Source organism: Rhodovulum visakhapatnamense (assembly GCF_004365965.1).
Classification (GTDB): Bacteria; Pseudomonadota; Alphaproteobacteria; order Rhodobacterales; family Rhodobacteraceae; genus Rhodovulum; species Rhodovulum visakhapatnamense.
In genome coordinates, this window is record NZ_SOEB01000018.1 from 12,232 (window position 1) to 33,142 (window position 20,911).

Genomic DNA, 20,911 nt, shown 5'->3' on the forward strand with positions numbered 1-20,911 from the left:
TGGCCGCCGGTTTGCGCAGCTTCCGGGTCGCCTGCGCTGGTCTGCAGCGCCAGTCTGCGCGAAAGCGGCAGGAGGGCATGACATGACAACCATCGCGGACCCGGCAGAGCGTCTGACCATGGGGCGGGCCGAATGGGCCATGCTACTGGCCCTGTCGGTTCTGTGGGGCGGGTCGTTCCTGTTCGTGGGCATCGCCGTGGCCGAACTGCCGACCCTGACGCTGGTCTGGCTGCGGGTGGCGCTGGCGGCGCTGGTGCTATGGGCGGCGGTCGCGGCGACCGGGCGGCGGCTGCCGCGCGCGCCGAGGGTCTGGGCAGCCTTCCTCGGCATGGGGCTTCTGAACAATGTCATCCCGTTCAGCCTGATCGTGGCCGGACAGCACAGCATCGCCTCGGGGCTGGCCTCGATCCTCAACGCCACGACGCCGCTTTTCACCGTGGCGGTGGCCGGGCTGCTGCTGGCCGACGAACGGCTGAGCCGATTGAAACTCTGCGGCGTTGCGGCGGGGCTGGCCGGTGTGGCCGTCATGATCGGCCCCGACGCGCTGGCCGGGCTCGGGACGAATGCGCTGGCCCAGCTGGCGGTGCTGGGCGGGGCGCTGTCTTATGCCTGCGCGGCGGTGTTTGGGCGGCGGTTCCGCCGGATGAGGGTCGATCCGCTGGTCACGGCAGCCGGCCAGGTCGGCGCCGCGACGCTGCTGCTGAGCCCGGCGATGCTGATTGTCGACCGGCCCTGGACGCTGCCGATGCCCGGTGCGGCCACCTGCGCCGCGGTTCTGGGACTGGCGGTGCTGTCGACCGCGCTGGCCTATCTGCTGTATTTCCGCATCCTCGCCCGCGCCGGGGCCACCAGCCTCTCGCTGGTGACTTTCCTGATCCCGGTCTCGGCGATCCTGCTGGGCGGGCTGGTGCTGGGCGAGCGGCTGGCCCCCACCGATTTCGCCGGCATGGCCTGCATCGCGCTGGGGCTTGCGGCGGTCGATGGCCGGATCTTCCGGCGCTAGCGCGGCGCGGTCCAGCCCTCGATGATCGCGACGGCCTCTTCGGCGGTCTCGACGAAGGAAAACAGCTTCAGGTCCTCGGGGCTGATGGTTCCGGCCTCGGCCAGGGCCTCCCAGTTGATGACGCTTTCCCAGAAGGCGCGCCCGAACAGCAGGAACGGCACCGGGTCCATGCGCCGGGTCTGGATCAGGGTCAGCGCCTCGAACATCTCGTCCAGCGTGCCGAAGCCGCCGGGAAAGATCGCGATCGCCGCCGCGCGCAGCAGGAAATGCATCTTGCGCATCGCGAAATAGTGGAAGTTGAAGCACAGCTCGGGCGTCACATAGGGGTTCGGCACCTGTTCATGCGGCAACACGATGTTCAGCCCGATCGACACGCCCCCCGCATCGGCCGCGCCGCGATTGCCGGCCTCCATCACCCCCGGCCCGCCGCCGGTCACGATCACATGGTCAAGCCGGTCGCCCTGCTGCCCCTTCAGCGTCATCCGCCGGGCGAATTCCCGCGCTTCGTCATAGTATCTCGACAGGTCCGCCAGGGTTTCGGTCCGGGCCGTGTCGCGATGCGCGGGGTCGGGGATGCGGGCGCCGCCGAACAGCACGATGGTGCTTTCGATGCCGTAGTCCCGCATCATCAGCTCGGGCTTCAGCAGTTCCAGCTGCACCCGGACCGCGCGCATCTCGTCGCGGCACAGAAATTCGGGATCGGCAAAGGCCAGCCGGTACGAGGCCGACCGGGCCTGCGCCGTGTCCGGGCTGTCCCGCGCGCTTTCGATATCGCGGAAGGCGTCGCGGAGCGGGCGGCGGGCATCGTCATGCATGGGGGTCTCGCTTGGATTGCGCGTTGAGCAACTAGCGTCTATAGCCTGACCGCCAACGAGACCAGAAACCTTTTGACGGGAGGTTACGCCCATGTCCAATGCCCAGCTCGAAACGGCCATCGAGGCCGCCTGGGAGGCCCGCGACACGATCACGCCCGCCACCCGGGGCGAGACCCGCGAGGCCATCGAGGCCACGCTGGAGGCGCTGGACAAGGGCACGCTGCGCGTCGCCGAAAAGCAGGCCTCGGGCGACTGGCATGTCAATCAATGGGCCAAGAAGGCGGTGCTTCTGGGTTTCCGGATCAAGGACATGGAGTGCCACGAGGGCGGGCCGCAGGACGGCGGCTGGTGGGACAAGGTCGACAGCAAGTTCAAGGGCTGGGGCCAGGCCGACTGGCGCGCCGCGGGCTTTCGCGCGGTGCCGAACTGCGTGGTGCGCAAATCGGCCTATATCGCGCCGGGCGTGGTCCTGATGCCCTCCTTCGTCAATCTCGGCGCCTATGTCGACGAGGGCACGATGGTCGACACCTGGGCCACGGTCGGATCCTGCGCCCAGATCGGCAAGGGCGTGCACCTCTCGGGCGGCGTCGGCATCGGCGGCGTGCTCGAACCGATGCAGGCCGGCCCCACCATCATCGAGGATAACTGCTTCATCGGCGCCCGGTCCGAGGTGGTCGAGGGCTGCATCGTGCGCGAGGGCTCGGTGCTCGGCATGGGCGTCTTCATCGGCAAGTCGACCAAGATCGTCGACCGCGAGACCGGTGAGGTGATGTATGGCGAGGTGCCGCCCTATTCGGTGGTGGTGGCGGGTTCGATGCCCTCGAAGGGCGGCGTCAGCCTCTATTGCGCGGTGATCGTGAAACGCGTCGACGCGAAAACCCGGTCCAAGACCGGCATCAACGAGCTTCTGCGTGACTGACAGACCCGCCAGCCGCCAGCAGGTCTACACCCTGTTGGTCGAGGTCGGGCGCAAGCCCGATGACGGCCTGCCCGACGGCGCCACCGGGGCGGGGCTGATGTGCTACGCCTCGGGCGTCGACGAGGCCGAGGCGGTGCGCGAGACGGTCGCCGTGCTGAAACAGGCGGGCCTCGCCCCGCTCGACGTCACCGGCTATGGCACCGCCGCAGACCGTCGCGAAGAAGGCCAAGAGATCGGCCCCGAGGAAGAGGCCCTGATGGCCCGCGCCCTGGCCGAGAACGCGGTCATCGTGGCCCAGATGGACCCCTTCTTCGACTAGAGCCGCCGATCCCCGAACAGCCCCGCGCCCCTCTTCTTCTTGGTCGAAATACCCCGGGGGTGCGGGGGCAGAGCCCCCGCCCTGCCGCCTCCCGCCTCAGCGCAGCGCCTCGACCAGCATCAGCGACAGCTGCGGCAGGCCCGCGACCACGGCAAGACCCAGCAGGCTCGTCAGCAGGAAGGGCGCCGCCCCCCGCGCGATCTGCTCGATGGAAAGCCGGGTCACGTTGGCCGCCACATAAAGGTTGATGCCGACCGGCGGGGTGAACAGCCCGATCCCCAGGTTGACCATCACCACCACCCCGAACCAGACCGGGTCCCAGCCCATCTCGCGCATCACCGGCAAAAAGATCGGCAGCGAGATGAACATCACCGTGATCGCATCCATGAACATGCCCGCGACCAGCAGGATCACCATGATCGCCAGCAGGATCACCCACTGGTTGTCGCTCAGCCCCAGCAGTGCGCCGGAATAGCTGCCGACCAGATCCTCGACCGTCACCACCCAGCCGAACAGCCCGGCATAGGCCACGACCAGCATCACCACCGCCGACGACGCGGCGGCATCGGCCAGCGCCTCGTACAGCCCGCGCAGGGTCAGGGTCCGGTAGGCCAGCGCCCCCACGCCCAGCGCATAGACCGTGGCGACAAGCGCGGCCTCGGTCGGGGTGAAGACGCCCGAATAGATGCCGCCCAGAATGACCAGAGGCGTCAGCAGGCCCCAGAACGCCTCGCGGAACGCGACTGCCAGCCGCCGCCCATAGGGCAGCCCGGCATGGGGCGCGGGGCTCAGCGCGTCAAGCGCCGCCCGCCCGGCGCCGCGCCGCCCGGCGAAGGGCAGCGTCGCCAGCATCACCAGCCCCATGAACAGCCCCGGCACCACCGCGGCGATGAACAGCTGCGAAATCGAGGTTTCTGCAATCACCCCGTAGATCACCAGCCCGATCGAGGGCGGGATCACGATGGACAGCGCCGCCCCGGTGCAGACCAGCCCCGCCGCATAGGCGCGGTCATAGCCGTCTTCCTCCATCCCCTTGACGATCATCGGCCCGATGGCCGCGACCGAGGCCGGGCCGGACCCGCTGACCGCGCCCCAGAACAGGCAGACCACGGTGCCCACGACCCCCATGCCGCCCGGCATCGACCCGATCAGCACGCGGAAAAACCGGATCATCCGCTCGGCAATGCCCAGCGTGCCCATCAGCGTGCCCGCCAGGATGAAGAACGGGATCGCCAGCAGCGAGAACTTGGTCACGCCCGCCGCGATCAGATCGCCCGCGATGTCGAAGCCGAAGCCCATCTGTCCCATCGCGTAGAAGGCCGACAGCCCCAGCGAGAAGGCGACCGGCACCCGCAGCGCCATCAGCAGGAAGAACAGGATCACCATTTCGGTGCCCGCGCCGAGACCGGGGAAAAGATCAGACATGGGGCGTCTCCGGCGGCAGCCTGTGCGGGCCGCCGCGCAGCGCCTCGCGGACATGCTGCAGATAGCGGATCAGGATCAGGGCAAAGCCGAAGGGAACTGCCGCCTGATAATACCAGGCCGGGATGCCAAGCGCATAGGACCGCATCCCGTTGGCGTGCAAATTGACCAGCACATCCCAGGACACCCGGGCCGACAGCGCCAGCAGCAGCGCCGAAAGCGCGGCGGCCAGCATGAACAGCGGCCTGCGCAGCACCGGCGGCAGGAGGTCCTGCACCAGCGTCACCGCCAGATGCTCGCCCCGCCGGGCGGCGATGGCGGCGCCGAACACGGTCAGCAGCAGAAAGCCGTTGGTCAGAAGCTCTTCGCTGGCGGCCAGCGAATAATGGGTGCCGTAGCGCACCACAACATTGGCAAAGCCGACCGCCGTCATGCCAAGAAACAGCAGGGCGCAGACGATCTTCTCGGCCTCTCGAAGCACAAAGCGCATGGGCAGGCTCACCGGGTTCCGCGAAATGCAGGCAGGCGCCGGACGGGCCCGCCTGTCGGCGAACCCGGCCCCGGCGCCCGCGGGCTCAGTTGGTGCCGACGATGGCCGACTGGAACGCCTCGACGATCTCGGGGCCGACCTTCCCGGCCCATTTGTCGAAGGCGGGCTTGGTCGCGGCGCGGAACGCCTGCAGTTCCTCGGCGGTCGGCTCGTAGACCTCCATGCCCTGATCGCGCAGGAACTCGATGCCCGACGCGGTCGCCTCGCGCGAGATCTGGCGTTGCCAGGCCATCGCCTCGATCGCGGCCTTGCGCATCTTTTCCTGCGTTTCTGCGTCGAGACTGTCCCATTTCGCCTTCGACACGCCCAGGAAGACCGGATCGTAGGAATAATGCCAGGCGGTCAGGTATTTCTGCATCTCGTAGACCTGCTGCGGGATGATCACCGCGCCGATCGGGTTTTCCTGCCCGTCGACCACGCCCTGCTGCAGCGCGGTCAGCGTCTCGGACCATTGCATCTGGGTCGGGTTGGCGCCAAGCGCGTTCATCACGTCGATATACATCGGCCCCGACACCCGCATGTTGAGGCCCTTCATGTCCTCGGGCGATTTCACTGGGCGGACATTGTTGGTCAACTCGCGAAAGCCGTTCTCGCCCCAGGCCAGAACGACGATCCCCTTCTCCAGCAGGATCTTCGCCATCATCTCGCCCGGCGCGCCCTGGGTCGTGGCGTCGACCTCGTCATAGGAGCTGTACAGATAGGGCAGCGAGAAGATCGCCATTTCGGGCACCAGAGGCGTCACATTGATCGCCGAGGTCACCACCAGATCGAGCGCCCCGCGCCCGACCATCTCGGCCTGTTTCATCTGGTCGCCGCCCGAAAGCTGCGCATTGGGAAAGACCCGGACGGTCATCTCGCCATCCGTGGCCTCGGACAGCAGCTCGCCGAACTTCTCGGCGCCCTTGTGCCAGGTCGTGGTGTCGCCGACATTATGCGACAGACGCAGGGTCTCGGCCGAGGCCGTCCCCAGCATCAGCGCCCCCGCAATCAGGGCGGCCAGCGCGCGCCCTCCCAGTTTCGCAGCCTTCATGGTTCTCCTCCGTCTTTTTGCCCGGCCCTGTGGCGCGGTGCCCGATGGCGGGCCGCACGGACCCGCGGGCAACATCAAGACCAGAAGCGGGACCGTGGCACAAGCCATCAGACGCCCTCTGATGGCGTCGGGCGTCGCATCACGTCAGCGCAGGACCCCGCCGCGGCCCCTTCGGCGAGAGCTTGCCCGCACGACGCGGCACCGATTGCCCCAGGCGGCATTTCCTGCAATCGAGGGGGCAAGCACGACGCGGGTCCCCGCGCGCCCCACGCATCCGGAGGATCGGCATGCCCACATTCCGCACCCCCTGGCGCGGCGCCGCGGCGGCATTCGCGCTGAACGGCTTCCTTTTGGGCGCCTGGGCCTCGCGCGTGCCCGCCGTGGCCGAGCGTCATGGCCTGTCCGAGGCCGAGCTTGGCTTCATGATCCTGCTGATGGGGCTCGGGGCGCTTGTCTCCTTCCCGCTGGCCGGCCGGCTCAGCGACGCCTTGGGCGCGGTGCGCCTGACCCGGCGGATGGCCCCGGTCTATCTGCTGAGCCTCGTTCTCGCCGGTCTGGCCCCCAGCCCCCTGACGCTGGGCGCGGCGCTGGTCCTGTTTGGCGCGGCCCATGGCGCGATGGATGTGGCCATGAACGGCTGGGCCGCCGAGGTCGAACGCCAGATGGGCCGCTCGGTCATGTCCTCGATTCACGCGATGTGGAGCTTCGGCGCCGGGATCGGCGCGGCATCGGGGCTGGCGGCGGTCGGCCTTGGCCTGACGGTCGGGCTGCATTTCGCACTGGCCGCCCTGGCGGTCGGGGCCGCGATGGGGCCCTTCCTGTCAGTGCCCTGGACCTCGCGCATCGCCCCGCGCCAGGGCCGGGCGCCGGTCTTCGCGCTGCCTCGCGGGCCGCTGATCCTGGTCGGGCTGATCGCGCTGTCCTCGGGCTTCGGCGAGGGCGCCATGGTCGACTGGAGCGCGATCCTGCTGCGCGAGGGCATCGGCGCCACCGAGGCGCGTGCGGCCCTGGGCTATACCGTCTATTCGGGCAGCATGGTGGCGATGCGGCTTTGCGCCGACCGGCTGGTGGTCCGCCTCGGACCGGGGCCGGTGGCGCGGGCGAGCGGGCTGACGGCGGCGCTGGGCGTGGCGCTCGTCACCGGACCGATGAGCTTTCCGCTGGCGCTGGCCGGGTTCGCGCTGATGGGGCTGGGGCTTGCGGTGCTGGTGCCTCTGGCCTTCAGCCGCGCCGCCGACGACCCCGAGATCCCGCCCGGGCAGGCCATCGCCTCGGTCGCGACCATGGGCTACGGATCGGTTCTGATGGGGCCGGCCCTGATCGGGCTGATCGCCGAGGCGACCTCGCTGCGCCTGGCCTTCATGCTGCTGGGGCTGTGCGCGCTGCTGGCCGCGGCCCTTGCGCCGGTGCTTGGCGGCAAGGGGACGCGGCCCCCCGTGGCGGCGGCCGGTCAGGACATCATGTCCTTCAGCCGGAAATAGGCGCCCACCACCGGCAGGAACCAGGGCTTGCCGGTATTGAACGGGATCGGCGGCCAGTCGAGCCCGCTCAGCGGGTTGGTGTCGTCCCGCCCCATCGCGATATCGGCCAGCGCCGACCCGATCAGCGTCGACATCTGCGCGCCATGGCCGGAATAGCCCATGCCATAGATCATGCCGTCGGCCCGACCCGCGCGCGGGAAGCGGTCCTTGGTCATGCCCACGAGCCCGCCCCAGCAATGGTCGATCTCGACCCGGGCCAGATCGGGGAAGATCGCCGCCATCGAGGCGCGCAGGATCTTGCCCGATTTCGCGTCCGAGCGCTGGTCGGACACCGCCGAGAACCGCGCCCGTCCGCCGAAGATCAGCCGGTTGTCGGGCGACAGCCGGAAATAGTTGCCGACATTCATCGAGGTCACGCAGGTCCGGTTGCCGGGCATGGCCTGCGCGGCTTCCTCGGCGCTCAGCGGCCGGGTCGCGACGATGAAGGACCCGACCGACAGGATGCGGCGCCGGAAATAGTCAAAGGTCCGGGGCGTATAGGCGCCGGTCGCGAGGATCACCCGGTCGGCGGTCAGCGTGCCCTTGGGCGTCGTCACGGCCCAGCCGGTCACGCCCTTTTCGCGTGCCGTCACCGGCGCGCCTTCCCAGATCACCGCGCCGTGGCGCCGGGCGGCCTCGGCCAGCCCGGTCCCATAGCGGCCCATGTGCATCATCGCCGATTTCGGATAAAGTACCGCTCCGTGAAACGCCTCGGACCCGACCTCGCCCGCCAGATCGGCGCGCTCGAGCCATCGCGTCTCGGGGTCGACCTCGCGGTGGATCAGCTCGTAATTCGCCTTCAGCCCGTCCACATGACCCGGCTTCGAGGCCAGCTTCAGCTTGCCCGACCAGCGGAAATCGCAGTCGATGCCTTCTTCCTGCGTGATCGCCTCGATCATCCGGATCGAGGCGTCATAGGCCTTGTAAAGCCGGTGCGCGGCCTCGGCGCCCAGCGCGGTCTTGGCCTCGGCATAGCCATGGGCCACGCCGTTGTTCAGATGCCCGCCATTGCGCCCCGACCCGCCCGCGCCGACATGCGCGGCCTCAAGCAGCGCGACCTTGACGCCCGCCTTGGCCAGCTGCCGCGCCGCGTTCAGCCCGGTGAAGCCGCCGCCGATCACCGCCACGTCGAAACGCCCCGAGACCTTGTCGGGGCAGGCGCCCGCAAAGCGTGGCGCGGTCTCGTGCCAGTACGAGGAATAGTCCATCGCCCGTCTCCGCCTACAGCCCGACGACGCCGGCCAGCCCCGAGATGTCGTTGATCTCGGTATAGCCGTAATAGGGGTTCGCCGGTTCGTGGCCGCGATTGACCCAGACCTTGTTGACGATGCCCAGATCATGCGCGGTCATCAGGTCGTAGCGGAAGGACGAGGACACATGCAGGATGTCCTCGGGCCCGACGCCGAGGCTGTCGAGCATGTATTCGAAGCCGCGCATCCGGGGCTTGTAGGACTGCGCGTCCTCGGCGGTGAATACATGGGCGAAGGGCGCGCCCAGCCGGGCCACGTTCTGGTGGATCTGGGCATTGTCGGCATTCGACAGGATCACCAGCGGGATTTCGTGCGCCACCTTCGAAAGCCCCGCCGGCACGTCGGGATGCGGCCCCCAGCTCGGCACCAGATCGTAGATCCTGGCGGCCTCGGCCGGGTCGAAGGGCAGACCGTTGGCCTTGCAGGTCCGCTCGACCGCATTATGGACGACCTCGGCATAGGGCTTCCAGGCGCCCAGCACCTCGTCCAGCCGGTAGGCCGCGAAATTCCTGATGAATTTTGCCAGTTTCTCGGGCGACAGACGGGGCCCCCAGATTTCGGTGGCGGCCTCGGCCATCGCGAAATGGATCAGCGTGCCGTGGCAATCGAAGGTGATGTATTTCGGGCGGAAGGTCATGGGGGTCTCCGGTCAGTTCCGCCAGAGCATGCGCCCGGCACGACGGAAGACCTTGCCGCCTTTGCCCGCAGGGGCGCATGAAATTGCGTATCGTCCCCGGGCCGCGGCAGGTCGTGCCGCCAGAGCGCCAAGAACGGCCGCATCGCGCGGGGCGCCGCGGGCATTCTGGGGACAGCGCCGCGGAGCCCCTGCCCCGCCCCACCCCGGAACCGGATCAAAGACCCCATGCCCCCCGAACTGATGCTTGCCCATCTCGTCGCCTTCCGCACCGTCGCCGGACGGCCGAACGGGGCGCTGATCGACTTCGTCCGCGACTATCTGATCGAGAACGGCGTGCCCTTCTCGGTGATCGCGGGGCCCGAGGGCGACCGGTTCAACCTCTTCGCCAGCATCGGCCCCGTGGGCGTGCCGGGCTATATCCTGTCGGGCCATGTCGATGTCGTCCCCGCGGGCGAGCCGGACTGGCGGGCCGATCCCTTCACGCTGCGCGAAGAGGCCGGGCGGCTGATCGGGCGCGGCGCCTGCGACATGAAGGGGTTTGTCGCCGCCGTGCTGTCGGCCGTGCCGGATCTGGCGCGGCGCGAACTGGCCGCCCCCATCCATATCGCGCTCTCTTATGACGAAGAGGCCGGCTGCCTTGGGGTGCCGCATCTGATCAAGCGGCTGCCGACGCTTTGCGCGGCACCTCTGGGCTGTATCGTCGGCGAACCGACCGGGCTGGTGCCGGTGCTGCGCCACAAGGGCAAGGCCACGATCCGCGTCTCGGCCGAAGGCATCTCGGGGCACAGCTCGCGCCCCGATCTGGGCTGCAACGCGATCCACCGGCTGATCCCGGTGCTGACGGCGGCCCGGGCGCAGTCGGCCGCGCTCGAGTCCGGGGCGCAGGACCCGCATTTCGCCCCGCCCTGGTCGACGCTGCAGGTCGGCACGGTTTCGGGCGGGCAGGCGGTCAATATCCTGCCCGCCGCAGCTCAGGCAATGATCGAGGCGCGCGCCATCGCGGGCGTCGATCCGCAGGGTCTGCTGGCCCCGGTCATCGCCGCCGCGGGCGAGGGTGTGACGGTCGAGCTTCAGTCCGCCTACCCTGCGCTCTCGCTTGACGAGGCCAGCCCGCTGGCCGCACTCGCCGCCGATATCTCGGGCCATACGCCGCTTGCGGCGGTCAGCTTCGGAACCGAGGCAGGGCTTTTCCAGGCAGCAGGTGTGCCGTCCGTGGTCTGTGGCCCCGGCGACATCGCCCGCGCTCACAAGCCCGAGGAATATCTGACGGTCGACGAACTGCATGCCGCGCGGGCAATGGCGCTGCGGCTTGGCGACCGGCTCGCGGCCGCCTGAACGCGGCATATCGTGTCGCGCGAGCAGGGCGCACCACAGAAAATGCCGCCCGGTCCGGCGATCCGGTGGCTTCTGCCGGGGTCGCGCCCCTAGCCTTCGGGGCAGGCGGCGCCCCGGCGCCCCACCCGGCGCCCGAACGGATGGAGGTTCAATGATCCCGATCGTGCCTTTCGACGACAGCCATCTGGCGGATGGCGTGCGGCTCTCGCAGCAGGCGGGCTGGCCGCATCGGCGCGAGGACTGGGCGCTGGTCCTGTCGGTCTCGACCGGCGTGGCCGCGCTTGACGCCGAGGGCCGCGTCGTGGGAACCGCCTTCTGTTCCACCTTCGGGGACCGGGCCGCGCTGAACATGATCATCGTCGATGCGGCGCTGCGCGGGCAGGGGCTGGGCCGCCGTCTGATGGAGGCGGTGATCGCGCTTGCCGGCGACCGCGCGCTGTCGCTGGTCGCAACCCCCGAGGGCCGCCCGCTTTACGAAAAGCTGGGCTTTGCCGCCACCGGCGAGATCGTGCAGCATCAGGGCGAGGTGGTCCGCCATCTGCCGCCGCCAGGGCTGCCGGTACGAACCGGCGGGGCCGATGATCTCGACCGGATCGCCGCCATGGACCGGGCCGCGACCGGCGCCGACCGGCGCGCGCTGCTGACAAGGATCGCCGCCTCGGGCCGGATCCTGATGGCCGAAGGCGGGTTCGCGATGCTGCGCGAGTTCGGCCGGGGCACCGTTCTGGGCCCGCTTGCGGCCGACACCCCGCTGACCGCCCGGGCGCTGATTGCGGCCGCGGCCCAGGGGATGCCGGGCCGGTTCCTGCGGATCGACACCCGGCCCGGCCTCGGCCTCGGGCCGCTTCTGCAAGAAATCGGCCTGCCGCATGTGGGCGGCGGGACGGAAATGCACCGGGGCCCCGCCCCCAGGCGCGACAACAGTTTCACAACCCATGCCCTCGCCTCGCAGGCCCTGGGCTGAATTTCGGAGACCGCAGCCATGTTGTCGAATTCGCTGATCGAGCTCGATCGCGCGCATCTTGTTCACCCGGTCGCCTCCTGGCAGGGCCACGAGGCGCGCGGCGTTCGTCTTCTGCAATCGGCCAAGGGCGCCACCGTCACCGATGCCGAAGGCCGCGAGTTGATCGACGGCTTCGCCGGGCTCTGGTGCGTCAATGCGGGCTATGGCCATGACAGCATCGTCGAGGCCGCCGCGGAACAGATGCGCCGCCTGCCCTATGCGACGGGCTATTTCGACCTTGGCGCCGAGGCCCCGATCCGGCTGGCCGCCGCTCTGGCCGAGCGCGCCCCGGGCGATCTGAACCACATCTACTTCGCTCTCGGCGGGTCGGATTCGGTCGACAGCACGATCCGCTTCGTGCGCTATTACTGGCATGCGAAGGGCCAGCCCGGCCGCGACCAGTTCATCTCGGTCGCCCAGGGCTATCACGGCTCGACCACGATGGGCGCAGGCCTGACCGCCCTGCCGTCCTTCCATACCGGCTTCGGCGTGCCCTATGAGTGGCAGCACAAGATTTCGTCCCATTACAGCTACCGCAATCCGGTGGGCGACGATCCCGAGGCCATTACCGCCGCCTCGGTCGCCGAACTGAAGGCCAAGATCGAACAGATCGGCCCCGAGCGTGTCGCCGCCTTCTATGTGGAACCGATCCAGGGTTCGGGGGGCGTGCTGGTGCCGCCGCCGGGCTGGGTCAAGGCGATGCGCGAGACCTGCCGCGACTATGGCGTGCTGTTCGTCGCCGACGAGGTCATCACCGGCTTCGGCCGCACCGGCCCGCTGTTCGCCTGCGAGGACGAAGGGATCGTGCCCGACCTGATGACCACCGCCAAGGGGCTGACCTCGGGCTATGTGCCGATGGGCGCGGTCTTCATGGCCGATCATGTCTACGAGACCATCGCCGAGGGCGCCGGCGCCGCGGCCGTGGGCCATGGCTTCACCTATTCGGCGCATCCGGTCTCGGCCGCCGTCGCGCTTGAGGTGCTGCGGCTCTACGAGGACGGCGGCCTGCTGGAAAACGGCCGCAAGATGGGGGCGCGGCTGATGGCGGGGCTGCAGGGGCTTGCCGATCACCCGCTGGTGGGCGACGTGCGCGGGCGGGGCATGCTGGCCGCCATCGAGATGGTGACCGACAAGGCCAAGAAGACCCCGGTTCCGGCCGAGCTGAACGCCGCGACCCGGCTTTTCGACCGCGCCTGGGACCAGGGCCTGGTGATCCGCGCCTTCGCCAACGGCATCTTCGGCTATGCGCCGCCGCTTTGCTGCACCGAGGCCGAGATCGACGCCATCGTCGAGCGCACCCGCAAGGTGCTGGACCTGACGCTGGACGATCCCGAGATCCGGCAGGCGATGGCCTGATGGCCTTTCTGCTGCTGTCCTACCCAGAACGCGGTGCCATCTGGCGCCGTGTTTTTCACGAGGCGGGCGAGGATCTGTGGGTCGGCACGGACGAGGTCCGGGACGCGGCCGCCGTCACCCATCTGGCCTGCTGGCAACCGCCGGACCTGTCCGCCTATCCCAACCTGCGGGTGCTTCTGTCGGTGGGTGCAGGCGTCGATCACATGCCGCCGCTGCCGCCGGGAGTGGCGCTGGTCCGCACCGTCGCGCCGGGGATCGACAGAATGGTGCGCGACTGGGTGGTGATGGGCACGCTGATGCTGCATCGCGACATGCCCGCCTATCTGGACGCCGCCCGGCAGGGCCGCTGGTGCCAGCGCCCGGTGCGACTGGCCGGCTCGCGCCGGGTCGGAATCATGGGGATGGGGCGGATCGGGCGGCTGGCCGCGGAAACCCTCGCGGGCCTCGGCTTCGAGGTCGCGGGCTGGAGCCGGTCCGGCACGCCGGTGCCCGGGATCGAGATCCATGGCGCGGCCGGGCTCGACGCCTTTCTTGCCCGCACCGACATCCTGATCTGCCTGCTTCCGCTGACCGGCAGCACCCGCGGCATCCTGAACGCCGGTCTCTTTGCGAAGCTGCCCCAAGGCGCGCATCTGGTCCATGCCGGGCGTGGCGCGCAGCTCGACATGGCGGCGCTGTCGGGCGCGCTCGATGCAGGCCGTCTGGCCTCGGCCATGCTCGATGTGACCGCCCCCGAGCCGCTGCCGGCAGACCATCCCGCCTGGGCCGATCCGCGGATCGTCATCACCCCCCATGTCGCGGCCAATACCGACCCCGAGGAAGGCGCCCGCCATGCGCTGGCGGTGCTGATGGCCTGGCGCGCAGGTCAGACCCTGCCGGGACTTGTCGATCCCGAGGCCGGGTATTGAGCCCGGTATCGCACCGGCCAGCGCCGCAACCGGATATGCCGCGTGCGGGCCGGATTCGGTAGTTTCTGCCGCGGCGCCCGGATCTTTCGCACATTCCGCTTTTGCGCCAGCGGCACACTCAGGCGAGGCGCAGGCGCTCCGGGATCGCGGACGGCCTGAAATACAAGGGCGAAACGACAGGAAACGTCCCACCCCGCCCCGGCAAGACACCCCCGGCGCCCGGGTGCCGCAGACAGAAGAATGTTCCATGGCGGATGCCATGGCCGCATGAAGGAGAGGCCGATCATGGACGACCAAACCGCCGAGACGCAGGTCATGCCGCTCACCCGGTTCGACTATGTCAGCTTCGACGTGGTCGGCACGCTGATCGACTTCGAGGGCGCCATCAAGGCCGGGCTCGACGCCATCGCGAAAGCCGCGGGCATCGATCTGGACGGCGAGGCTGCGCTGAGCGTCTATCGCGCCGCGCGCTACGAGCCCGACGCGCTGAAATTCCCCGACGATCTGGGCCGCTGCTACGGGCGCATCGCCGCCGCATTCGGTCTGCCCGACACCCCCGAGGCGCGCCAGAGCATGATCGACGCGGTGGGCGAGGCGCAGCCCTTCCCCGACAGCGCCGAGGCGCTGGCCCGGCTGGCCAGACGCTACAAGCTGATCGCGATGACCAATGCCCGCCGCTGGGCCTACGAGAAATACGCCGCCAAGCTGGGCGAACCGTTCTGGGCGGGCTTCACCACCGACGAGACCGGCACCGAAAAGCCCGATCCGGCCTTCTTCGAACAGGTCTTCGCCCATGTCGCGGCGACCGGCGGCAGCACGGACCGGATCCTGCATACCGCGCAAAGCCAGCATCACGACATCGGCATCTCGCGCGCGCTGGGCATGACCAATTGCTGGATCCAGCGGCGCCATGCCCAGAAAGGCTATGGCGGGACCATCGAGCCCGCCGAATTCACCAAGCCCGACTACCACTTCCACAGCCTCGCGGACCTTGCCGACGCCGTCGACCGGGCCTTCGCGGACTGATCCGCCCTCCGGGACAGGCACTCCCGGACACGGCACATCCGGGCCGCAAACGCATGGCAAAGGCGTCCGGCCCCCCTCCAACAGGGAGACGACAAGCCCATGACCTTCAAGCCCACCAACTGGACCGGACGCGACGACGCGGCGGTCGAACATGCGATCCGGCGCGGCGCCTCGCGTCGCGAGCTTCTGAAGATGCTGATGGCCTCGGGCGTGGCCGTAACGGCCGGGTCCTCGATCCTGCTGCGCGCCGGGGCGGCGGTGGCCGCCACGCCGGTGACGGGCGGCTCGTTTCGGGCCGCCGGCTGGTCCTCCTCGACCGCCGACACGCTCGACCCGGCCAAGGCGTCGCTCTCGACCGACTATGTGCGCTGCTGCGCCTTCTACAACCGCCTGACCTTCCTCGACGAAGCCGGTCAGGTGCAGATGGAACTGGCCGAAAGCCTTGAAACCGACGACGCGAAGGTCTGGCAGGTCAACCTGAAATCCGGCGTCACCTTCCATGATGGCAAGACCCTGACCGCGGCCGATGTGGTCTATTCGCTGAACCGCCACCTCGACGACAGCGTGGGCTCCAAGGCGAACTCGATCGCCAAGCAGATGACCGCCATCACGGCGGTCGACGACCTGACCGTCCGGATCGAGCTGGCAGCCCCCAATGCCGACCTGCCGACGATCCTGTCGCTGCACCACTTCATGATCCTGGCCGAGGGCACGACCGATTTCACCAAGGCCAACGGCACCGGCGCCTTCCTCTGCGAGGTGTTCGAACCGGGCGTGCGCTCGATCGGCACGAAAAACCCCAACTACTTCAAGGCCGAAGGCCCCTATCTCGACAGTTTCGAGTTCTTCGCGATCTCGGATGACAGCGCGCGGGTCAATGCGCTTTTGTCGGGCGACATCCAGCTGGCGGCCTCGATCAACCCGCGCTCGATGCGGCTGATCGACAGCCAGCCCAATGTGGTCAAGTCGGTCACCACGTCCGGCAACTATACCGACCTGAACATCCGGCTCGACATGGACCCCGGCACCAAGGCGGGCTTCATCGAGGGGATGCGCCACCTCATCAACCGCGAACAGATCGTCAAGGCGGTCCTGCGGGGTCTGGGCGAGATCGGCAACGACCAGCCCGTGTCCAGCGCGAACCGCTATCACAACCCCGACCTCAAACCGGCCGAGTTCGACCCCGAAAAGGCGAAACACATCTTCGACAAGGCCGGGCTTCTGGGCACCTCGATCCCGGTGGTGGCCTCGGATGCCGCAACCTCTTCGGTCGACATGGCGACCGTGATCCAGCAGGCCGGCGCCGAGATCGGCATGAAGCTCGACGTGCAGCGGGTGCCCTCGGACGGCTACTGGTCGAACTACTGGCTGAAGGCGCCGGTCCATTTCGGCAACATCAACCCGCGCCCGACCCCCGACATCCTGTTCTCGCTGCTTTACGCCTCGGACGCGCCCTGGAACGAAAGCCACTATGCGTCCGAGAAATTCGACAGCCTGCTGGTCGAGGCCCGCGGGTCGCTGGACGAAGCGCGGCGGACCGAGATCTACTGGGACATGCAAAAGATGGTCGCGACCCAGGCGGGCACGCTGATCCCGGCCTACATCTCGAACGTCGACGCGCTGTCGGAAAAGGTGAAGGGGCTCAAACCGAATCCGCTGGGCGGCATGCTGGGCTACGCCTTCGCCGAATATGTCTGGCTCGACGCCTAGGAGCCGGCCCTGAACGCGGGCGCGGGGGGCGATCCCTCCCGCGCCCAAAGTCGACGCCCCACGCAGGAGGAGAGCCACGTCCGTGCAGGCATCCCTGATCCCCTATATCCTCGTCGCCCGGCGGCTGGGCATCGCGCTGATCACCCTGATCATCGTGTCCTTCGCCGTCTTCTTCGCCACCGACCTTCTGCCCGGCGACGTGGCCGAGATCCTGCTGGGGCAGGCCGCCACCCCCGAGGCGGTCGCGGGCCTGCGCGAGGCGATGGGGCTGAACCAGCCCGCCTTCCTGCGCTTCCTGGGCTGGCTCGGCGGGCTTTTCACCGGCGATCTGGGCACGTCTTATGTCAACCAGATGCCCGTGGCCGACCTGATCGGCGACCGGCTGGCGAATTCGCTGAAACTGGCGGGCGTCACTTCCGCCGTCTCGGTGCCGCTGGCGCTGTTTCTCGGGATCACGGCGGCGATGTGGCGCGGCTCGGTCTATGACCGGCTGGTGACCGCGCTGACCATCACCGTGATCTCGGTGCCCGAATTCATGGTCGCGACGCTGGCCGTTCTGATCTTCGCGGTCTGGCTGAAATGGCTGCCCGCGCTCAGCTTCGGGGCCGAGGTCGGCACGTTCTGGGCGCTGCTGAAAGCCTATACCATGCCGGTCATCACCCTGACCTTCGTGGTCTCGGCCCAGATGATCCGCATGACGCGCGCGGCCCTCATCGAGACCATCGACACCCCCTATGTCGAGATGGCGCGGCTGAAGGGGGCGGGCCGTATCCGCCAGGTGCTGCGCCATGCGCTGCCGAACGCGCTGGGGCCCATCGCCAATGCCATGGCGCTGTCGCTCTCTTACCTCGTCGGCGGGGTCATCATCGTCGAAACCATCTTCAACTATCCGGGCGTCGCCAAGCTGATGGTCGACGCGGTCGCGACCCGCGACCTGCCGCTGATCCAGTCCTGCGCGATGATCTTCTGCGTCAGCTATCTGACGCTCATCACCCTGGCCGATCTGGTCGCGATCCTGTCCAATCCGAGGCTCCGCCGCTGATGCCCAAACCGATGTTCCTGTCGCCCGCCCGCCATGGCTTTCGCTTCAACTGGGCCGGACGGATCGGTCTGGCCATCGTCCTGCTCTGGGGCGTCATCGCGCTGGTCGGGCCGCTGATAACCCCCTACCCGGTGGGCGAAATCGTCGACTGGGACTATTTCGGTCCGATGTCGCAGAAATTCCTGCTGGGCACCGACTATCTGGGCCGCGACATGCTTTCGCGCATCCTGATGGGCGCGCGCTACACGGTGGGCATCTCGCTCGCCGCCGTCACCATCGCCTGTTCGGTCGGCGTCGTGCTGGGGATGATCGCCGCCGTGCTCGGCGGGATCTTCGATATGGGGCTCTCGCGGCTGCTGGATGCGATCAACGGCATTCCGGGGCTGCTGTTCGGGCTGGTGGTGGTCGCCGCCGTGGGCTCGTCGCTGACCGTGCTGATCCTGACGCTGGCCGCGATCTACATGCCCGGGGCCTACCGCTTTGCCCGGTCGCTTGCGGTGAACGTCAACACCATGGACTTCGTCACCGTCGCCCGGGCGCGGGGCGAGCGCACCCCCTATCTGATCGCGCGAGAGATCTTTCCCAACATCCTCGGCCCGGTGCTGGCCGATCTGGGCGTGCGTTTCGTCTTCATCGTGCTGGTGCTGTCGGGCCTGTCGTTCCTCGGGCTCGGGGTGCAGCCGCCCAATGCCGACTGGGGCGCGCTGGTGCGCGAGAATATCGGCGCGCTCAGCTTCGGGGCGCCTGCGGTGGTGTTCCCGTCGCTGGCCATCGCGTCGCTGACCATCTCGATGAACCTCTTCATCGACAACATGCCCACCCGTATCCGCGACAGGAGCGCCTGATGCCCGACGCCAGCCAGCCTCTTGTCACCGTCCACGACCTGCATATCGGCGCCGTGACCGATGCCGGCCGCCAGGTCGAGATCATCAAGGGCGTGTCCTTCGACATCCGGCCCGGCGAGTTCGTCGCGCTGATCGGCGAATCCGGGTCGGGCAAGACCACCATCGCGCTGTCGCTGATGGGCTATTGCCGACCCGGCTGTTCGATCACGGGCGGCACCGTCACGCTGGACGGCCGCGACGTCACCGCGATGACCGAGGCCGCGCGCGCCGAGCTGCGCGGGACCGAGGTGTCCTACGTGCCGCAATCGGCCGCCGCCGCCTTCAATCCGTCCAAGCGGATCATGGATCAGGTGGTCGAGATCACCGGCATCCACCGCCTGATGCCGCGCGCCGAGGCCGAGGCCAAGGCGGTCTCGCTCTTTCGCGCGCTTGCCCTGCCCCAGCCCGAGACCATCGGGCGGCGCTATCCGCACCAGGTCTCGGGCGGCCAGCTGCAGCGGCTGGCCGCGGCGATGGCGCTGATCGGCGACCCGAAACTGGTGATCTTCGACGAACCGACCACGGCGCTTGACGTCACCACCCAGATCGAGGTGCTGCGCGCCTTCAAGGCGGTGGTACAGAAAGGCGGCGTCTCGGGCGTCTATGTCAGCCACGATCTGGCCGTGGTCGCCCAGATCGCCGACCGGATCATCGTGCTGAAGGGCGGCGAGATCCAGGAAGAGAACACCACGCCGAAGATCCTGACCGAGGCCCGCCACCCCTATACCAAGGCGCTGCTGGCGGCGGTCGATCCGGTGCCGCACCAGCCGCGCAGCATCGCCGGCCTGCAGCCCCGCCCGCCGATCCTCGAAGCGATCGGCCTGCATGCGGGCTATGGCACCTTCCAGAACGCCGAGCCCGCCATAAAGGTCCTGAAGAACGTCAATTTCCGGCTGGAACGTGGTCGCAACCTTGGGGTGATCGGCGAATCCGGGTCCGGGAAATCGACCCTCGCCCGCGCCGTTTCGGGGATCCTGCCGCCCTATCGCGGCGCGGTCCTGCTGGACGGGCACGAGCTTGACGGCGATCTGAAAGAGCGCCGCAAGGAAGACCTCAGGCGCATGCAGATCGTGTTTCAGCTGGCCGATACCGCGCTCAATCCGGCCCAGACGGTCGGCAGCATCCTCGCGCGTCCGCTGAAATTCTACCACGGGCTCCGCGGCGCGGCCCGCGACGCCCGGGTCGATGCGCTGCTGGACATGGTGCATCTGCCCGCCGCGCTGAAATACCGGCTGCCGCGCGAGCTGTCGGGCGGTCAGAAACAGCGGGTGAACCTCGCCCGGGCGCTGGCCGCCGAGCCCGAGCTGATCCTTTGCGACGAAATCACCTCGGCGCTCGACACCGTGGTCGCCGCCGCGATCCTGAAGCTGCTGGAAGAGCTGCAATCCGAACTGAACCTCAGCTACATGTTCATTTCGCACGACCTTTCGACGGTCGAGGCGATCTGCGACGACGTGCTGGTCATGTACAGGGGCGAAGTGGTCGAGGAACTGCCCGCGGCCCGGATGTCGGCCGAGGCCGCGCATCCCTATTCGAAACTGCTGATCTCGTCGGTGCCGCAGCTCGACCCCGGATGGCTCGACAGTCTCGACCAGGACCCCGAATTGCTGGCCGCCTTCTCGCGCCGCTAGGTGTCGAGCTTGCCCGCGAACAGGCTGGTCAGCGGGATCTGCGACTTGATGAAGGGCGACTTGATCACGACGAAGCTGAAATACTTGTCGATGCCGATGTCGCGGTCGATCAGGCTTTCCATGATGGTCTGATAGTCGACGATGCCCGCGGTCACGAATTTCAGCAGATAGTCGTAGCCGCCCGACACCAGATGGCATTCGATGCAGGATTCTATCTTGGCCACGGTCTGCTGGAACCGCGAAAAGTCGATATGGCGGTGGTTCTTCAGCGTGACCTCGGTGAAGACGGTCAGGGTCTCGCCCAGCTTCGCCAGATCGATCTGCGCCGAATAGCCGGTGATGTAGCCCGCCGCCTGCAGCTTCTTGACCCGCATCAGGCAGGGCGAGGGCGACAGGTTGACCAGTTCGGCCAGCTCGACATTGGTGATCCGTCCGTTCTTCTGCAACTCGGACAGGATCTTGATGTCGATGCGGTCAAGCTTCTGGCGGCTGTCCATGGGCGGTCCTCGGCGGTAAGGCGTCATCGGGGGGCGTCCTCGGCCCCGGCGGGC

The 20,911-nt window shown here is 68.4% G+C and carries 20 protein-coding genes; 13 read left to right on the forward strand and 7 right to left on the reverse strand.

The window, feature by feature from the left end:
• The first annotated feature begins 82 nt into the window (after positions 1 to 82).
• Complete coding sequence (locus EV657_RS15030) at positions 83 to 1,003, forward strand: DMT family transporter (protein ID WP_243837649.1); 921 nt, start codon at positions 83 to 85, stop codon at positions 1,001 to 1,003.
• Here the strand turns inward: EV657_RS15030 and EV657_RS15035 are convergent.
• Complete coding sequence (locus EV657_RS15035) at positions 1,000 to 1,818, reverse strand: LOG family protein (protein WP_113670960.1); 819 nt, start codon at positions 1,816 to 1,818, stop codon at positions 1,000 to 1,002. The two genes, EV657_RS15030 and EV657_RS15035, sit on opposite strands and share 4 nt — an antisense overlap.
• 91 nt (positions 1,819 to 1,909) lie before the next feature.
• Here EV657_RS15035 and dapD point away from each other — a divergent pair, with 91 nt between their 5' ends.
• Both dapD and EV657_RS15045 read left to right on the forward strand, forming a co-directional pair.
• Positions 1,910 to 2,737: a 2,3,4,5-tetrahydropyridine-2,6-dicarboxylate N-succinyltransferase gene (gene dapD, locus EV657_RS15040; protein WP_075784508.1), complete on the forward strand. Its 828-nt coding sequence runs from the start codon at positions 1,910 to 1,912 to the stop codon at positions 2,735 to 2,737.
• Complete coding sequence (locus EV657_RS15045) at positions 2,730 to 3,056, forward strand: hypothetical protein (RefSeq protein ID WP_113670962.1); 327 nt, start codon at positions 2,730 to 2,732, stop codon at positions 3,054 to 3,056. The genes dapD and EV657_RS15045 overlap by 8 nt, the downstream gene beginning before the upstream one ends.
• A 96-nt stretch (positions 3,057 to 3,152) precedes the next feature.
• On the opposite strand, the gene EV657_RS15050 is transcribed toward EV657_RS15045, so the two are convergent.
• The 3 genes from EV657_RS15050 to EV657_RS15060 all read right to left on the reverse strand — a co-directional run bounded on the left by EV657_RS15050 (position 3,153) and on the right by EV657_RS15060 (position 6,058).
• Entirely contained in the window at positions 3,153 to 4,481 is a 1,329-nt protein-coding gene (locus tag EV657_RS15050; RefSeq protein ID WP_134078662.1) for a TRAP transporter large permease, read from the reverse strand.
• Positions 4,474 to 4,968 (reverse strand): TRAP transporter small permease, encoded by a 495-nt coding sequence (locus EV657_RS15055; protein WP_134078664.1) that lies wholly within the window; start codon positions 4,966 to 4,968, stop codon positions 4,474 to 4,476. The genes EV657_RS15050 and EV657_RS15055 overlap by 8 nt, the downstream gene beginning before the upstream one ends.
• Positions 4,969 to 5,053: 85 nt before the next feature.
• Positions 5,054 to 6,058 (reverse strand): DctP family TRAP transporter solute-binding subunit, encoded by a 1,005-nt coding sequence (locus EV657_RS15060; protein ID WP_113670964.1) that lies wholly within the window; start codon positions 6,056 to 6,058, stop codon positions 5,054 to 5,056.
• Between the two features lie 287 nt (positions 6,059 to 6,345).
• Here EV657_RS15060 and EV657_RS15065 point away from each other — a divergent pair, with 287 nt between their 5' ends.
• On the forward strand, positions 6,346 to 7,539 hold the full coding sequence (locus EV657_RS15065) for an MFS transporter (RefSeq protein WP_134078666.1): 1,194 nt from the start codon (positions 6,346 to 6,348) through the stop codon (positions 7,537 to 7,539).
• On the opposite strand, the gene EV657_RS15070 is transcribed toward EV657_RS15065, so the two are convergent.
• On the reverse strand, positions 7,509 to 8,786 hold the full coding sequence (locus tag EV657_RS15070) for an NAD(P)/FAD-dependent oxidoreductase (RefSeq protein WP_134078668.1): 1,278 nt from the start codon (positions 8,784 to 8,786) through the stop codon (positions 7,509 to 7,511). The genes EV657_RS15065 and EV657_RS15070 overlap by 31 nt on opposite strands.
• 13 nt (positions 8,787 to 8,799) lie before the next feature.
• Positions 8,800 to 9,465, reverse strand: coding sequence for a haloacid dehalogenase type II (locus EV657_RS15075; RefSeq protein WP_075784515.1), 666 nt, complete (start codon positions 9,463 to 9,465; stop codon positions 8,800 to 8,802).
• A gap of 225 nt (positions 9,466 to 9,690) precedes the next feature.
• On the opposite strand from EV657_RS15075, the gene argE reads away from it, so the two are divergent.
• The 9 genes from argE (at position 9,691) to EV657_RS15120 (ending at position 20,360) form a co-directional block, all read left to right on the forward strand.
• Positions 9,691 to 10,800: an acetylornithine deacetylase gene (gene argE, locus EV657_RS15080; RefSeq protein ID WP_134078669.1), complete on the forward strand. Its 1,110-nt coding sequence runs from the start codon at positions 9,691 to 9,693 to the stop codon at positions 10,798 to 10,800.
• A gap of 151 nt (positions 10,801 to 10,951) precedes the next feature.
• Positions 10,952 to 11,764 (forward strand): GNAT family N-acetyltransferase, encoded by an 813-nt coding sequence (locus EV657_RS15085; protein ID WP_134078671.1) that lies wholly within the window; start codon positions 10,952 to 10,954, stop codon positions 11,762 to 11,764.
• 18 nt (positions 11,765 to 11,782) lie between these two features.
• The gene (locus tag EV657_RS15090) at positions 11,783 to 13,159 is read left to right on the forward strand and encodes an aspartate aminotransferase family protein (RefSeq protein ID WP_134078673.1); all 1,377 of its coding nucleotides are present in this window, start codon (positions 11,783 to 11,785) and stop codon (positions 13,157 to 13,159) included.
• Positions 13,159 to 14,067 (forward strand): 2-hydroxyacid dehydrogenase, encoded by a 909-nt coding sequence (locus EV657_RS15095; RefSeq protein WP_134078674.1) that lies wholly within the window; start codon positions 13,159 to 13,161, stop codon positions 14,065 to 14,067. The genes EV657_RS15090 and EV657_RS15095 overlap by 1 nt, the downstream gene beginning before the upstream one ends.
• A 285-nt stretch (positions 14,068 to 14,352) precedes the next feature.
• Complete coding sequence (locus EV657_RS15100) at positions 14,353 to 15,093, forward strand: HAD-IA family hydrolase (protein ID WP_208323287.1); 741 nt, start codon at positions 14,353 to 14,355, stop codon at positions 15,091 to 15,093.
• A gap of 99 nt (positions 15,094 to 15,192) precedes the next feature.
• Complete coding sequence (locus EV657_RS15105) at positions 15,193 to 16,803, forward strand: ABC transporter substrate-binding protein (protein ID WP_134078676.1); 1,611 nt, start codon at positions 15,193 to 15,195, stop codon at positions 16,801 to 16,803.
• Between the two features lie 82 nt (positions 16,804 to 16,885).
• The gene (locus EV657_RS15110) at positions 16,886 to 17,845 is read left to right on the forward strand and encodes an ABC transporter permease (protein ID WP_075784522.1); all 960 of its coding nucleotides are present in this window, start codon (positions 16,886 to 16,888) and stop codon (positions 17,843 to 17,845) included.
• Positions 17,845 to 18,690, forward strand: coding sequence for an ABC transporter permease (locus EV657_RS15115; protein ID WP_075784523.1), 846 nt, complete (start codon positions 17,845 to 17,847; stop codon positions 18,688 to 18,690). The genes EV657_RS15110 and EV657_RS15115 overlap by 1 nt, the downstream gene beginning before the upstream one ends.
• The gene (locus tag EV657_RS15120) at positions 18,690 to 20,360 is read left to right on the forward strand and encodes an ABC transporter ATP-binding protein (RefSeq protein ID WP_113670971.1); all 1,671 of its coding nucleotides are present in this window, start codon (positions 18,690 to 18,692) and stop codon (positions 20,358 to 20,360) included. The genes EV657_RS15115 and EV657_RS15120 overlap by 1 nt, the downstream gene beginning before the upstream one ends.
• On the opposite strand, the gene EV657_RS15125 is transcribed toward EV657_RS15120, so the two are convergent.
• On the reverse strand, positions 20,357 to 20,857 hold the full coding sequence (locus tag EV657_RS15125) for an Lrp/AsnC family transcriptional regulator (protein WP_075784525.1): 501 nt from the start codon (positions 20,855 to 20,857) through the stop codon (positions 20,357 to 20,359). The genes EV657_RS15120 and EV657_RS15125 overlap by 4 nt on opposite strands.
• Positions 20,858 to 20,911: the final 54 nt, after the last annotated feature.